At 61.3% G+C, this 14,265-nt stretch carries 12 protein-coding genes; 8 read left to right on the top strand and 4 right to left on the bottom strand.

All coding sequences use genetic code 11. From position 1 onward, the window contains the following. Positions 1–28: 28 nt before the first annotated feature. The 4 genes from M0808_RS00825 to M0808_RS00810 are packed head-to-tail and all read right to left on the bottom strand — an operon-like array spanning position 29 to position 4,849. Complete coding sequence (locus M0808_RS00825; protein ID WP_247839521.1) at positions 29–847, bottom strand: class I SAM-dependent methyltransferase; 819 nt, start codon at positions 845–847, stop codon at positions 29–31. Further along, positions 841–1,995, bottom strand: coding sequence for an acyltransferase (locus M0808_RS00820; RefSeq protein ID WP_247839519.1), 1,155 nt, complete (start codon positions 1,993–1,995; stop codon positions 841–843). The genes M0808_RS00825 and M0808_RS00820 overlap by 7 nt, the downstream gene beginning before the upstream one ends. After that, positions 1,992–3,296, bottom strand: a complete 1,305-nt coding sequence (locus M0808_RS00815; RefSeq protein WP_247839517.1) for a glycosyltransferase — start codon at positions 3,294–3,296, stop codon at positions 1,992–1,994. The genes M0808_RS00820 and M0808_RS00815 overlap by 4 nt, the downstream gene beginning before the upstream one ends. Continuing rightward, the gene (locus tag M0808_RS00810; RefSeq protein ID WP_247839516.1) at positions 3,290–4,849 is read right to left on the bottom strand and encodes a glycosyltransferase; all 1,560 of its coding nucleotides are present in this window, start codon (positions 4,847–4,849) and stop codon (positions 3,290–3,292) included. Before M0808_RS00810 ends, M0808_RS00815 begins: the two co-directional genes overlap by 7 nt. A 417-nt stretch (positions 4,850–5,266) precedes the next feature. On the opposite strand from M0808_RS00810, the gene M0808_RS00805 reads away from it, so the two are divergent. From M0808_RS00805 to M0808_RS00770, 8 genes are read left to right on the top strand one after another with little or no spacing between them, the layout of a single operon-like run. After that, complete coding sequence (locus tag M0808_RS00805) at positions 5,267–6,181, top strand: GDP-mannose 4,6-dehydratase (protein ID WP_247839514.1); 915 nt, start codon at positions 5,267–5,269, stop codon at positions 6,179–6,181. Beyond that, positions 6,178–7,146, top strand: coding sequence for a GDP-mannose 4,6-dehydratase (gene gmd / locus M0808_RS00800; protein ID WP_027610307.1), 969 nt, complete (start codon positions 6,178–6,180; stop codon positions 7,144–7,146). The genes M0808_RS00805 and gmd overlap by 4 nt, the downstream gene beginning before the upstream one ends. A gap of 3 nt (positions 7,147–7,149) precedes the next feature. Continuing rightward, on the top strand, positions 7,150–8,592 hold the full coding sequence (locus M0808_RS00795) for a mannose-1-phosphate guanylyltransferase/mannose-6-phosphate isomerase (RefSeq protein WP_247839512.1): 1,443 nt from the start codon (positions 7,150–7,152) through the stop codon (positions 8,590–8,592). Continuing rightward, positions 8,592–9,389: an ABC transporter permease gene (locus M0808_RS00790; RefSeq protein WP_027610305.1), complete on the top strand. Its 798-nt coding sequence runs from the start codon at positions 8,592–8,594 to the stop codon at positions 9,387–9,389. The genes M0808_RS00795 and M0808_RS00790 overlap by 1 nt, the downstream gene beginning before the upstream one ends. Continuing rightward, positions 9,389–10,642: an ABC transporter ATP-binding protein gene (locus M0808_RS00785; protein WP_247839510.1), complete on the top strand. Its 1,254-nt coding sequence runs from the start codon at positions 9,389–9,391 to the stop codon at positions 10,640–10,642. Before M0808_RS00790 ends, M0808_RS00785 begins: the two co-directional genes overlap by 1 nt. Continuing rightward, positions 10,639–12,006: a glycosyltransferase family 1 protein gene (locus M0808_RS00780; protein ID WP_247839508.1), complete on the top strand. Its 1,368-nt coding sequence runs from the start codon at positions 10,639–10,641 to the stop codon at positions 12,004–12,006. The genes M0808_RS00785 and M0808_RS00780 overlap by 4 nt, the downstream gene beginning before the upstream one ends. Next, the gene (locus M0808_RS00775; protein ID WP_027610302.1) at positions 11,990–13,120 is read left to right on the top strand and encodes a glycosyltransferase family 1 protein; all 1,131 of its coding nucleotides are present in this window, start codon (positions 11,990–11,992) and stop codon (positions 13,118–13,120) included. The genes M0808_RS00780 and M0808_RS00775 overlap by 17 nt, the downstream gene beginning before the upstream one ends. Beyond that, positions 13,121–14,251 (top strand): glycosyltransferase family 4 protein, encoded by a 1,131-nt coding sequence (locus tag M0808_RS00770; protein WP_027610301.1) that lies wholly within the window; start codon positions 13,121–13,123, stop codon positions 14,249–14,251. It abuts the gene before it with no gap. Positions 14,252–14,265 lie beyond the last annotated feature (14 nt).

Raw genomic sequence — 14,265 nt, 5'->3', positions numbered from 1 at the left:
ATCAGGCTGCAAGGTTACACAAAAGCACTCAGGGCTTGCGGGCAATGATCACCTGACTCTTCGCCACCACCGCGTCCAGCGCCTGCTTGATCTGTGCACCACGGGGCGAATCGAGCACCGCTTGCCAGGTGTTGGCCCAATGCTCGAGCAACGGGTGATCGGGGTTACTGAATTCGACCTTGGCTTCCCAGAACAACAGCATCCACATCGACCAGTAAAAGCCGTACTGACTGTGGCTGATGATCTCCAGCCCGGCGTCACTGACCATCGCCTTGAACTGCTCTTCACTGATGATGCGAATGTGGTTGGGTTTCTGGAAATAATCCGGCGAGGCAATGTCTTTCTGCAAATCTTCCGAGCTGGGATGCGGCACGCTCAGCAGGTACAGCGCTCCCGGCTTGCCGACCCGCACCAGTTCGGCAAGAAATTGCGCCGGATCGTCGACATGCTCGATGACTTCGGTGGAGACCACGCGGGTGGCGGTGGCATCGGCAATCGGCAGCGGGTTGCAGTCGGTCACGTGGCATTCGACGCTACGCGCCGGGGTATCGCTCAGACGCTGGCGGGTGGCCTCGACTTTGGCCGCGTCGATGTCGGCAATGATGATCTTCGCCCCGCGCATGCCGCAGAAGTGCACATTACCGCCGTCGCCACAGCCGACATCGAGCAACGTGTCATCGGCGCTCACCCGAAAGCCTGTGAACAGCTCGTCGGTCTCTTGATTGAACCAGCCACTGAGCTTTGCGTCGTACAGGCCGAGCATGTACGGATCAACCTTGTCGGCGGCAGATGGCACAGCAACCGGTGCGGGAGACGTTGCCCTAAGTTTCTTCAAAAGGCTCAGCATGAGGTAGCTCCAGAGGATGGGACGGCGGTTCGCGACGTACCGAGGCGGCGCACCAGCGCGGCGCCGCGATTGCGCATCGGCATTTCGATGAATCGGTAATTCAATTCGCTGAGCAGCGCGATCAGACCGCCGGCGATCAGCACCGTGAGAATCGGGTGCCCGGCCGGACTGGGCAGCCCCGCGTCCTGCAAGCGGAAGATCAATTCACGGACCAGCAGATAGGCCGGAATATGGATCAGGTAGATGCCGTAGGAACGGCTGCCGATCCACGCCATCAGCCGTTGCAACCTTCCGCGCGGCAGCAGGTAATCACGGTTGTACGAGGCAATCCACACCAGCAGCGCGCTGAGCACGGCGATCGAGCCGATGCGGTAAGAGGCGAACGTGAAGCGGTCGGTGGCCATGTAGCTCAGCAGCAACGCCAGCACAGTCAGTACCGAAACTCCGGCCCACGGCCGTCGCAGGAACCTCGGTTCCCAACGGGAATAACCCGGTTGCGCGCTCCACATCGCCAGCAATACGCCGAGGGCCAGGGCATCGGTGCGCACCACCATCAGCAAGGGGGTGCGCAACGTGAACAGTTGCACCGCGACCAGCGCCAGCAATACCCAGCCCAGATGTCGGCGACACACGACAATCAGCAGCGGGAACAGGAAGTAGAACTGCTCCTCCAGTGCCAGGCTCCAGTAGACGAAACTGCTGCCGTATTCGTACTGGAAGAAACTGTCGGCAAAACGGAAATTGGCGTACTGCAACACCCCGGCCAGTGTCGCCTGCAGGTTGGCGTGCAGCGTGCCGAACGCACCTGAGCGATTGAGCAAGACACAGGCCAGCAACATCAGCGCCAGCCACAGCCAGGCCGAGGGCAACAAACGAAAGGCCCGGCGCAGCCAGAAATTGCGTGTCTGCTCCCAGCACTGTCGACGGCTCGTGCAGCCTTGCAGAGCGGGGATCAGGCTGCGGGCGATGACAAATCCGGAGATCGCAAAAAACAGGTCAACGCCCCACCAGGACTGCGCCCAATGGTGGACTGTTTGCAGCAGCGGCACGGTGTCGGTGAACAGGCTGCCCTGCAGGTGATGAAACAGCACACCGAGCACCGCGATCGCGCGCAGTACCTCGATGTCCATGATCCGTTTGCTGTTCATGCCCCGCGCATCTCGGGGTCTGAGGCGAACCGGCGTTCGAACAACTGCCCCAGAAACACCTGCAACCGCTGCTCGGCCACCGCCTGACTGCAGAAATCCTGCAGGCTGCTCACCGCCTGAGCGGCCATCTGTGCATAACGTTGCGGATCGTCTTTGGCGACCGCATAGCTGGCGCGATAGGCCGTGCACAACGACGTCCAGTTAGTCACATAACGCAGGGTGCGGAAGGCCTTGCGCGGGTCATGCGGCCAGGCCGTGAGCTCGTCGGTGGAGTCGATCAGAAAGGCGTTGTCGGCACTCAGGTAATCGATCATTGCCGTCGTACGCGGCGCCACCGCCGGTTTGCCGCAGGACATGAATTCCATCAACGGCAGGCACTGGCCCTCGCCGTAGGACGTGTTGACCACATAACGGGTCGCCTGCACCAGGCGCTCATAATCGGCGTCCGCGAGGTAGCCGTAGATCAGCACGATCCGGCAGCGGTAGGACTGATTCTTGTACAGGTGGTGGAGGATGTCGCTCAGCGCTTCTTCGGCATCGTGGTGCGTCAGTTTCAGCACGAGCGTTGCGTCCTCGACCTCGCGGAACGTGACGCAGAATGCACTGAGCATGTCCTCCCAGTTCTTGCGCCCATCGCCGGGATTGAACACTGAGGTGTAGACCACGCCGTCGAGCAGCAACTCCTGCTCCCTGACCGGCGCATGGAAATCGAGTCCCTTGCCCGTGCGCAAAGGCCGGGGGGCGAATGCGTTCACGTCAAGTTTGCGACTGTCGGCCACCAATCCCTTGATCTTCAACCGTACCGGTCCAATCGGTGGCTGGCCCTGCAACGGCGCACCGCGGGCGGCAAAGCGATCCCATACCGGCGCAGGCACCGCGACGATCGGGTAATCGCTGTCCATTGCCTCGCGCACCGCGTTAACGGTGTAGCTGGAATGGGTGATCGCCGCTCCGCAAGCCTGCAGCACCGTGCGCCAGTCGTTGCGCGGCTCACCGGCAAACGGCTCATTGGGGATGGTGCTGAACTCCCACGCAAACACCGGCAAAGTCGGACACATCAGGTGTACCGGCGTGCGATGGGGCGGCGAGAACGACAGGAAGACGCACGGCTCGCCACTGGCGCGGCATTCCTCGTAAAGCGCGTCGACTTCGGTCAGCGGATCGGCCACTTCCACCACGCGTCCGAGACGCTCGAGTACCGGGCGATACTCCTTGAGCACGAAGTAATAGCTGTACTCCGAGCGCCCCAGATTCTGGGCAATGGTGTGCTGGTTGGTTTCCGAATGAATGATGATCAGCATGAGGCGTTTTCCGTCACTGACGCAGCATTGGCGGGATGCGGTGCAAGCCCGAAAAATTCCGCCATGCGCGTTTGCACGGGGGCAAAAGCGCAGTAGTCATGCATGCGCTCGACCGCTGCCGCCGACATCTGCCGGTACCGCTCCGGCTGGTCTTTGGCCATGCGGTAGCTGTCCTCGTAGGCTTGTTTCAGCGAAGCCCAATCCGGGCGGTGGCGCAGGGTGCGGTAAATCAGCCGCGAGTCCTGCGGCCAGATGGCGGGTTCTTCGCTGGACTTGATCACGAAGGCGACGCTGTCGTCGATGTAGTCTTCCATGGCCGTGTGGTCCGGGGCGATTACCGGTTTGCCACTGGACATGAACTCCATCAACGGCAGACACAGGCCCTCACAGCGCGAGGCGTTGACGTAGTAACTGGCAGCGGCGTAAAGCCGGGTGTACTGGGCGTCATCCAGATAACCGTGCAACACCACCACCCTGCAGGCAAAGGGTGAGAGCTGCGCCAACAGGGTCATTAATTCGCTGTAGTAAGACGCCAGGTCGTTCTGGGTGATTTTCAATACCAGCGTCGCATCGGCCGTTTCCCGAAACGCCCAGCAAAACGCGGTGATCAGTTGATGCCAGTTCTTGCGGCCATCTTTGGGGTTGAACACGGTGACGTAGACCACACCGTCGACCGTGGTGTCGACCACCGACGTGGTGTCCGGCAGATCCAGCGGCGGCGGTTCGACCACTGCCACCGCCTGTGGACCGGCGATACTCGGCAGCTGTCGCTCCAGCCAGGCATGCGCCCTGCGTGAGAAAAGATCACGCAGTCCCTCCCAATACCAGTGATGCAGAAACTTCACCCGCGGCTGTTGCTGTTCGCGGCCTGCATCCAGGCGCCACTGGCGCAGGTAGTGCCGGGCGATGACCAGGCGCCGTTTGAAGGTCAGCGGAGGAGGTCGCTGTGCCTCGATCGCGGCCAGTTGCTCGGCGGTCAGTGGTTTGGGCAGCAGGTCATCGGCTGAGAGCGCCAGCGTACGGCTGTCGAAAATGCAGCCCTTGATCGCCAGCGCCGTGCCTGGATTGACCGGCGCCGGAACTTGCTGCTGACGAATCGCCGCAAAGTTCTCCCATAACGGTGTCGGCAACACCAGTACCGGAAAGTCCTCGCCCAGCGCCCGGCGAATCGCCCGGGCAGTATGGCTGGACAGAGTAATCACCCGCCCTTGTCGGGCCAGCATCTGCGTCCAGTCGTGGCGCGGATCGTTGTCCCAGATCTCGTCCGGGATCGAATCGAACTCCCAGGCCACCACACACAGGGTCGGACACTCGAGATCGGTCGGCGTATTTTGCGGCGGGGTGAAAGAGAGAAACAGGCTGTCTTCGCCCGCCTCGCGCAATTGGCGAAAGAGCGGATCAACCTCGGTGATGGCGGACACCACATGCACCCGCCCAAGGCTTTCCAGCACTGGGCGATAAGCCTTGAGCACGAAGTAGTAACTGTATTCGGGACGCCCGAGACTCTGGCTGATGGAACGGTCGTTGACGTCCGAGTAAAGAATGAAGTTCATGGCATCCCACGATGAAGCCGCCATCCCGGCTGCTTCAATCCATGACGGCGAAGCGCTGAATCGTGGTCGGCATGCCGACACTCGTCCTGCATCTTCCAGCCCGTCTTTGTTCTTGTTTTTAGTGGTCGGTTTGACTGGGGCTGAACAACCCCTGTTGAACGCGACGAGGGGCATTCTAAACACATCCGTCGCGGATTCGTGAACCGCCCGGCGAGAATAAATCCGTCTACTCTGACGAGAACTGACCAGTCACGGTTTGCACTGTTGAAATTGCCAAGCATTTGGCACAGATTGGTAACAAACAACTACAACAACGACTTCGCCTGTCATCCTGTCGGCCTTTTTCATGCGGCCTGACAGACTTCCCCTCAAAGCCTGTGGGAAAGTGGCGAATGTTAAAGACCAAGGGGTCGCTGTTTGAAAAAGCGTCTGTTCGTCACGGGCCTCAGTGGGTTCGTGGGACAACATATCCAGTCGCGTCTGGCCCAGCCTGACTCGACGTGGGAACTGCTGCCTGCCACCGCACCCTACGATCTCACGTCAGCGGCGAGCCTCGTCGACCTGTGGCCACAATTGCCCGACGCGGTGATTCACCTCGCTGGTCAGACCTTCGTTCCCGAAGCCTTCCGTGACCCGGCCCGTACGCTCGAGATCAATCTGCTGGGTACCCTCAATCTGTTGCAGGCCCTCAAGGCCCGCGGATTTCGGGGGACCTTCCTGTATGTCAGCTCCGGCGACGTCTATGGACAAGTCGACGAGAGCGCCCTGCCCATCACCGAACTGCAACCGCCCTGCCCGCGCAACCCCTATGCGGTGAGCAAGCTCTCGGCCGAGTTTCTCAGCCTGCAATGGGGCCTGAGTGAGGGCTGGCCGGTGCTGGTGGCGCGGCCGTACAACCATATCGGCGCCGGACAGAAAGACAGCTTCGTCATCGCCAGCGCCGCACGCCAGATCAACCGCATCAAGCAAGGCTTGCAGGCAGCACGACTGGAAGTCGGCGACATTGACGTCACGCGCGACTTCCTCGATGTCGGCGATGTGATCACGGCTTATTTCGCCCTTCTGGAAAAAGGCACCCCCGGGCAGGTCTACAACATCTGCTCGGGCCGCGAACAAAGCATCCGCAGTCTGATCGAGCAGTTGGGCGATCTGGCGCAGGTCGAAGTGCAACTGGTGCAGGATCCGGCACGCATGCGGCGCGCCGATCAGCGTCGCGTTTGCGGCAGTCACGCAAAGCTGGTCCAGACCACGGGCTGGGCACCGGCAATCACCACACAACAATCCCTGCGGGCGATCCTGTCCGACTGGGAGCAGCGAGTAAAACAACAATGAAAAGTGCACTGATCACGGGGATCACCGGCCAGGACGGCGCATATCTGGCCAGGTTGCTGCTCGACAAGGGTTACAAGGTTCACGGCCTGGTAGCACGCCGTAGCAGCGATTCGCGCTGGCGCTTGCGCGAGATGGGCGTCGAAGGCGACATCGTCTACCTGGACGGTGACATGGCCGATGCCTGCTCGGTACAACGTGCAGTCATTCAGTCGGCGCCGGACGAGGTCTACAACCTCGCTGCACAAAGCTTCGTTGCCGCTTCCTGGAATCAGCCGGTGACCACCGGCATCGTCGATGGCCTGGGCGTCACCCACTTGCTCGAAGCGATCCGCCAGTTCAGCCCGCACACGCGTTTCTATCAGGCCTCCACCAGCGAAATGTTCGGTCTGATCCAGGCCGAGCAACAGGACGAGAACACCCCGTTCTACCCGCGCAGCCCCTACGGCGTGGCCAAACTCTACGGTCACTGGATCACCGTCAACTACCGTGAAAGCTTCGACCTGCACGCCAGCAGCGGCATCCTGTTCAACCATGAATCGCCGCTACGCGGCATCGAATTCGTTACCCGCAAGGTCACCGACGCCGCCGCCCGCATCAAACAGGGCAAGCAGCAGGAACTGGCCCTGGGCAACATCGACGCCAAGCGCGACTGGGGCTTTGCCGGCGACTACGTCGAAGCCATGTGGCTGATGCTGCAACAGGACAAGCCTGACGATTTCGTGGTCGCCACCGGCGTCACCACCACCGTGCGCGAGATGTGCCGCATCGCCTTCGATCACGTCGGCCTGAACTACCGCGACTACGTGAAGATCGACCCGGCGTTCTTCCGCCCGGCCGAAGTCGAAGTGCTGCTCGGCAACCCGGCCAAGGCTCAGCGCGTATTGGGCTGGAAACCGAAAACCGACCTGGACACCCTGATCCGCATGATGATGGATGCGGATATGAAACGCGTCGCCAAGGAGTAGGTCATGCTGATTCCCGTGATTCTGTCCGGCGGTGCCGGTACGCGTCTGTGGCCGGTGTCCCGCGAGGGCCATCCCAAACCGTTCATGACCCTGCCCGACGGGCAGTCGCTGCTCGGCAAGACCTACCAGCGGGCGGCAGCACTGCTCGACGGCTGGGGCGACATCGTCACGGTGACCAACCGCGAGTACTACTTCCAGAGCAAGGATCACTATTGCGCCGCCCACGTGTCGCGCCATCGCGGGCACTTCCTGCTGGAGCCGACCGGGCGCAACACCGCCCCGGCGATTGCCGCCGCCGCCCTGTCGCTGCAGGCGCTGCACGGCGACGATGCAATCATGGTGGTGATGCCCGCCGACCATTTGATCGTTAATCAGGAAGCGCTCAAGAGCGCCGTCGAACACGCGGTCAACCTGGCGAAGGACGGTTATCTGGTGACCTTCGGTGTTGTGCCGACCGCCCCGGAAACCGGCTTCGGCTACATCGAAACCGGCGCACCGCTGGACGCCAAAGGCGCAGCGAAAGTGCAGCGTTTCGTGGAAAAGCCCGACCTGCAGACCGCCACCCATTACCTGGAAAGCGGCAACTTCCTGTGGAACTCGGGCATGTTCTGCTTCACCACCGCGACCCTGATCAACGAACTGCAATTGCACGCGCCAGAGTTGCTGGAACAGACCCGCGCCTGCATGCAGGCCAGCGCCGCGGTGGAAACCGTCGGCTGTCTGCAACAGGAACTGTCGCCGACACTGTTCGCTGAGATCACCGACATCTCCATCGATTACGCGCTGATGGAACGCTCCGACAAAGTCGTGGTGGTGCCCGCCGGTTTCGACTGGAGCGACATCGGTTCATGGGGCGCTGTGGCGGCGCTGGTGCCGGCCGATGCCGACAACAATCGCGCCAGCGGCGAAGCGGTGTTCATCGACAGCCACAACAACTTCGTGCAGAGCGAAGGCCGACTGGTGGCCGCCGTGGGTGTGGATAACCTGATCATCGTCGACACCGCCGACGCCGTGCTGGTGGCCCACGCCGATCGCGCCCAGGATGTGCGGCGCGTCGCCAAGCAGCTCAAGGAAAAATCCCACGAAGCCTATCGCCTGCATCGCACGGTCAGCCGTCCGTGGGGCACCTACACCGTGCTCGAGGAAGGCCCGCGCTTCAAGATCAAGCGCATCGTGGTCAAGCCCGGCGGCAAGCTGTCGCTGCAAATGCATCATCACCGCAACGAACACTGGGTGGTGGTCGAAGGCATGGCCAAGGTCACCAACAACGGCAGCGGCACGCATCTGGTGGCCAAGAACGAATCGACGTTCATTGCCGCCGGCCATCGCCATCGCCTGGAAAACCCCGGCGTGATCGACCTGGTGATCATCGAAGTGCAAAGCGGCGAATACCTGGGTGAAGACGATATCGTGCGCTTCGAAGACCAATACGGCAGGACGGTTTGATGCTGCTTTCCCTGTACCGCTCGCTTTACAGCTATCGAGGATTCATCCTCGGCAGCGTACAGCGAGAGTTTCAAGCGCGTTATCGCAATTCGCTGCTCGGCGCCTTGTGGCCCGTGTTCAATCCACTGTCGATGATCATCGTCTACACCGTGATCTTTTCTCACATCATGCGCGCCCGCCTGCCGGGCGTGGATGACAGCATGGCCTACAGTGTCTATCTCTGCGCCGGGCTGCTCGCCTGGGGAATGTTTTCGGAAATCACCCTGCGCAGCCAGACCATGTTTCTGGATAACGCCAACCTGCTGAAGAAAATCAGCTTCCCCCGCATCTGCCTGCCGGTGATCGTGCTGTGCAATGCGGCGATCAATTTCGCCATCATCATCGGCCTGTTCCTTGGATTTCTATTGATCAGCGGGCGTTGGCCCGGTATGGCGCTCCTGGCGCTGATTCCCCTGATTGCGCTGCAGATGCTGTTCTGCGCTGGTCTGGGCATGATCCTCGGCGTGTTGAATGTATTCTTTCGCGATGTCGGCCAGCTCTTCGCCATCTGCCTGCAGTTCTGGTTCTGGCTGACGCCGATCGTGTATCCGATCACCATCCTCCCGGAGTGGGTCCAGCGGCTGCTGCAACTCAACCCGATGACCAGCCTGATCGGCAGCTATCAGAACCTGTTCCTGTATGGGCAATGGCCGGTCTGGAACTCGCTTTTACCGGTGTTCATCGTCGCGGTGGTGATGTGTCTGATCGCCCTGCGGTTGTTCCGCCAGCGCGTCGGTGAAATGGTGGATGAACTCTGATGGGACTGATACGCGTAACGGGCCTGGGCAAGGCTTATAAACAGTATCCGACACGCTGGAGCCGTCTGGCGGAATGGCTGATCCCGTTTTCCCCGGTGCGCCACCGCGAGCATTGGGTGCTGCAGGATGTCGCTTTCGAGATTGCCCCCGGCGAGGCCGTGGGTATCGTCGGCGCCAACGGTGCGGGCAAAAGCACTTTGCTGAAGATGATCACCGGTACCACTCAACCCACCTGCGGCAAAATCGAGATTGAAGGGCGCGTAGCGGCATTGCTGGAGCTGGGCATGGGTTTTCACCCGGACTTTACCGGGCGCCAGAACGCGATCATGGCCGGGCAGTTGCTGGGCCTGCAGGTTGGCGAAATCGAAGCGCTGATGCCTGACATCGAACACTTCGCAGAAATCGGCGAAGCCATCGACCACCCCGTGCGCACCTACTCCAGCGGCATGCAGATGCGCCTGGCCTTCAGCGTCGCCACCGCGCGGCGTCCGGACATTCTGATCGTCGACGAGGCCCTGTCGGTGGGCGACGCCTACTTTCAGCACAAGAGCTTCGAACGCATTCGCAGCTTCCGCAAGGCCGGCACGACCCTGCTGATCGTCTCCCACGACCGCTCGGCCATCCAGTCGATCTGCGATTCGGCGATCCTGCTCAAGGACGGCCACATGGCCATGTACGACAAACCGGAAGTGGTGCTCGACTATTACAACGCCTTGATGGCCGAGCGCGAAGGTCAGATCGTGCGCCAGGAAATGCTCGCCGGCGGCGAAGTGCAGACCGTGTCCGGCACCGGCGAGGCAGGCATTCTGAGTGTGCGCCTGCTGGACGAACACGATCGCGCCATCGACGCTGCCGAGGTCGGCCAGCCAGTGGTACTGGAAGTGCAGGTCGAAGTTCGCCGCGACATTGAACGGCTGGTGCTCGGCTTCATCCTCAAGGATCGTCTGGGCCAGATGATGTATGGCATCAACACCCATCGCCTGAACAAGGCCCTGACCGATCTGCGCGCCGGCGAACGCTTCACTTATCGCTTCGCCTTCGTCATGGGGCTGGGCAAGGGCAACTATTCGGTATCGTTGAGCCTGTCGCGCCTGGACTCGCATCTGGACCGCAACTTCGAATGGCGCGATTACGGTCTGGTGTTTCACGTGATCAACAACCGCCAGGAAGATTTCGTCGGCTGTTCCTGGCTCAATGCCAACACGACGATCACCCCTCACACCGAGGCAGCGCTGACCGAGCGTGCGCCATGACCCGCCTGTTGGTCGAGTGCACCCACGTCTTCAAACACCCGAAGATCAACTCCGGTATTCAACGCGTGGTGCGCAACGTCATCAAGCAATTGCCGGAGCGGGTGGGTGATGTCGAGTGCCTGCCGGTCATTTCGCTGAGGGGCCGGCTGTATCGGGTCACGCGCCTGGCCCCGCTGGACGCGCCGCTGTTCAACGCCATTGCGACATTCGGCGAACGACTGGAACGCCTTGCGCACCGTTTCTGGCAATGGCATCAGCGCATCGACAGCCGCCTGCAGGCAAAAACCCCACGACGCCTGTTGTACGTCGGCTATCGGCTGAGCGCTTTCGCGGCATTTGGCGTACCCCTGCGGCTGATCGAGCGGATCAACCGCCAGCAACTGCCAAAACGCTGTGCCCCCTTGCAGCATCAGCCCGGAGACCAACTGGTGCTGCTGGATTCGTCCTGGCACTCGGACTTTTTCTCCCACGCCGAACAGCTCAAGCGCGAGGGTGTCGGTATCGTCGCGGTTATCTACGACTTGATACCGCTGACCCACCCGCAGTTCTACGACACGCGGCTGGTGCAGGTCTTCAGTGAATGGTTCGACTGGATCACCCGCACGGCCGACGGCTACCTGGCCATTTCCGCCACGGTACGCGATCAGGTGCGCGCCGAACTGCAGCAACGGATCGGCACGGTACAGGCCGAAAAACGCTGGTTCGATTATTTTCACCTCGGTTCCGAACTGGATCTGCACAGCGCCGGGGAAACCGTCGAACCGCGCCTGCAACAGCTGTTCAATACACCGGAGCCGCTGTTCCTGATGGTCAGTACCATTGAGCCGCGCAAGAACCACGCATACCTGCTCGATGCCTTCGAACGGGCTTGGACCGCCGGCTCCCCGGCGCGTCTGTGCATCGCCGGGCGCATCGGCTGGAAGTGCGACGCCCTGCTCGCCCGGGTGCGCAGTCATCCCGAACTGAATCGCCGCCTGTTCATGTTCAACGACTTGAGCGACACCAGCCTCGAACATGCCTACGCCCACGCCAGTGCGCTGGTATTCCCTTCGTTTGTCGAAGGCTTTGGCCTGCCGCTGGTGGAAGCCATGCAGCGTGGCTTGCCGGCGATGGGCAGCGACATTGCAGTGTTCCGCGAAATCGGCGGCGAATTCATGGCCTATTTCGATTTGCAGGATCCGCAAAGCCTCGCTGACTTGATCATGCGGTTCCTGCAGAGTGGCCAATTCCCCGCTGCTCGCGATGTGGCGGACTGGCGCTGGATCGACTGGCACGAGGCGAGTGCGCAACTGGCCGAGCGCACCGTACGCAATGCAGTGCAAGCGCCATTGGCGCCAGCGAGGCCGCATGCGCATTGCCCTTAATGCCCGGATCCTGCAGGCACCGCGCACCGGCATCGGCCACTACGTCGCCGAGTTGGTGAATGCGTTGCGCAGCGATACCGATATCGAAATTGAGTTGTTCCACGGCTGGGGCTGGAGTTCGGCCTTGCCGGAGGCGGCGATGCCCGGTTATTCGCGCCTGACGCCACTGCTGCGGCAGATCCCCGGGGCTTATCAGGCGCGGCGCTGGCTGGAACAAAAGCGTTTCGATCAGGCGCGCGCGCATGGCATCGATCTGTATCACGAACCGAGTCTGTGGCCACTGGCCTTCGACGGCCCGACCGTGATCACCCTGCACGACCTGACGCACCTGCATTACCCCGAAACTCAGCCGCCGGCACGTTTGCAAGAGATCGAGCGCCGACTGGCTACCGGCGTGCGGCAGGCACAAGTGATCCTCACCGATTCACAAGCGATCGCCGACGAAGCTCAAAGCTGTTTCGGCCTGCCCGCTGAACGTTTCGTGGTCGCTCCCTTGGGCGTGGCCGAGCGCTTTCATCCGCGCGATGCACACACCATCGACCCGGTACTCAAGGCCCATGCCGTTACGGCGCGGGAGTATTTCCTCTGTGTCGGGACGCTGGAGCCACGCAAGAATCTGCGGCTGGCCCTGCGCGCCCATGCCTTGCTGCCGGAGGCCGTGCGCCAACGCTTTCCGCTGCTGATCGTCGGCATGGCTGGCTGGCAGCGCGAACAGTTCAGCGCCGAACTGCGTCAGGCATTGGCAAGCGGGCATGTGTGCCTGCTCGGCTACTTGCCCGATGAACACCTGGCCCAGCTGTTGGCCGGTGCCCGGGCGCTGATTTTTCCTTCGTTATACGAAGGCTTTGGCCTGCCGGTGTTGGAGGCGATGGCCAGCGGCACGCCGGTGGTACTCACCCGCGCTTCGGCCATGCCGGAAGTCGCGGGCGACGCGGGCAACTATATTGAACCTGACAATGCAGACGGCTTGCGCGACGCGCTGATCCGTCTGCTCGACGATCAGGTGCATTGGCAAGCATGCCGAGAAGCCGGATTGCAGCGGGCGCGGCTTTTTTCCTGGCAGCGCTGCGCACAGGCCACGGCCGGTGCCTACCGCCAGGCCATGGGAGGTTGAATGCGAGTTCTTCATTTTTTCAAAACCTACTTGCCTGACTCGGTCGGCGGTATCGAGCAGGTGATATTTCAACTGTGCGAAAGCGGTGCGCATCACGGTATCGACGGCCAGGTGCTGACACTCAGCGCCGACCCGACCCCGCCTGTGGTGCAACTGGGTCAACACGAAGTGCATCGCGCCAGACTCGATATTCAGTTCGCCTCCACCGGGTTTTCCTGGAGCGTGTTCAAACAGTTTCGCGAGCTGGCCGCCGAAGCCGATGTGGTCAACTATCACTTTCCATGGCCGTTCATGGACCTGGTGCACTTTGCCAGCGGCATGAACAAACCGAGCGTGGTGACCTACCACTCGGACATTATTCGTCAGAAGCATCTGCTCAAACTCTACCGACCGCTGATGAACCGCTTCCTCGCCAGCGCCGACCGGATTGTCGCGGCCTCGCCGAACTACCTGCACACCAGCGACGTGCTGCAGCAGTTTCAGAACAAGACCCGGGTGATTCCATACGGTTTGAACAAGGCCGGTTATCCACAGGCCGACAGCGAACGGATGAATCGCTGGCGCCAGCAGCTTGGGGATAAGTTTTTCCTGTTCGTCGGGGTCATGCGTTATTACAAAGGTCTGCACATCCTGCTCGACGCCTTGAAGGACGTGGACTATCCGGTGGTGATCGTCGGTGCCGGGCCGCTGGAACTGGAGTTGCACGCCCAGGCTGCTGCGCTGGGGCTGCGTAACATCCACTTTCTCGGGCGCCTGGGCGATGAAGACAAGGTCGCCCTGCTGCAACTGAGCTACGCCATCGTGTTCCCGTCGCACCTGCGTTCCGAAGCGTTCGGCATTTCGCTGCTCGAAGGCGCGATGTACGGCAAACCAATGATCTCCAGCGAAATCGGTACCGGCACCAGCTACATCAATATCCACAACGAAACCGGGCTGGTGGTGCCACCGAGCAACCCTCAGGCGTTTCGCGAGGCAATGCGCAGCCTCTGGGAAAACCCCGAACGCGCAGCAGCCATGGGCATAAAGGCCGAGGCGCGTTACCGGCAGTTGTTTACCGCCGATGAAATGGGCCGCAAGTGGACCGAGTTGTATCAGGAGTTGCTCGAAGAGAAAGACCTGTCTTACGCCTGATCCCGTTGCTGAAA

Origin of the sequence: Pseudomonas sp. MWU12-3103b (assembly GCF_023100615.1) — a bacterium.
Classification (GTDB): domain Bacteria; phylum Pseudomonadota; class Gammaproteobacteria; order Pseudomonadales; family Pseudomonadaceae; genus Aquipseudomonas; species Aquipseudomonas putida_A.
This window is presented reverse-complemented; position numbering and strand designations above follow the sequence as displayed.

Excerpts from the sequence above, each read along its gene's own strand:
- M0808_RS00825 (WP_247839521.1), bottom strand. The coding sequence starts at position 847 with ATGCTGAGCCTTTTGAAGAAACTTAGGGCAACGTCTCCCGCACCGGTT.
- M0808_RS00810 (WP_247839516.1), bottom strand. The coding sequence starts at position 4,849 with ATGAACTTCATTCTTTACTCGGACGTCAACGACCGTTCCATCAGCCAG.
- M0808_RS00790 (WP_027610305.1), top strand. The coding sequence starts at position 8,592 with ATGCTGCTTTCCCTGTACCGCTCGCTTTACAGCTATCGAGGATTCATC.
- M0808_RS00780 (WP_247839508.1), top strand. The coding sequence starts at position 10,639 with ATGACCCGCCTGTTGGTCGAGTGCACCCACGTCTTCAAACACCCGAAG.
- M0808_RS00770 (WP_027610301.1), top strand. The coding sequence starts at position 13,121 with ATGCGAGTTCTTCATTTTTTCAAAACCTACTTGCCTGACTCGGTCGGC.
- M0808_RS00795 (WP_247839512.1), top strand. The coding sequence starts at position 7,150 with ATGCTGATTCCCGTGATTCTGTCCGGCGGTGCCGGTACGCGTCTGTGG.
- M0808_RS00785 (WP_247839510.1), top strand. The coding sequence starts at position 9,389 with ATGGGACTGATACGCGTAACGGGCCTGGGCAAGGCTTATAAACAGTAT.
- gmd (WP_027610307.1), top strand. The coding sequence starts at position 6,178 with ATGAAAAGTGCACTGATCACGGGGATCACCGGCCAGGACGGCGCATAT.
- M0808_RS00815 (WP_247839517.1), bottom strand. The coding sequence starts at position 3,296 with ATGCTGATCATCATTCATTCGGAAACCAACCAGCACACCATTGCCCAG.
- M0808_RS00775 (WP_027610302.1), top strand. The coding sequence starts at position 11,990 with ATGCGCATTGCCCTTAATGCCCGGATCCTGCAGGCACCGCGCACCGGC.
- M0808_RS00820 (WP_247839519.1), bottom strand. The coding sequence starts at position 1,995 with ATGAACAGCAAACGGATCATGGACATCGAGGTACTGCGCGCGATCGCG.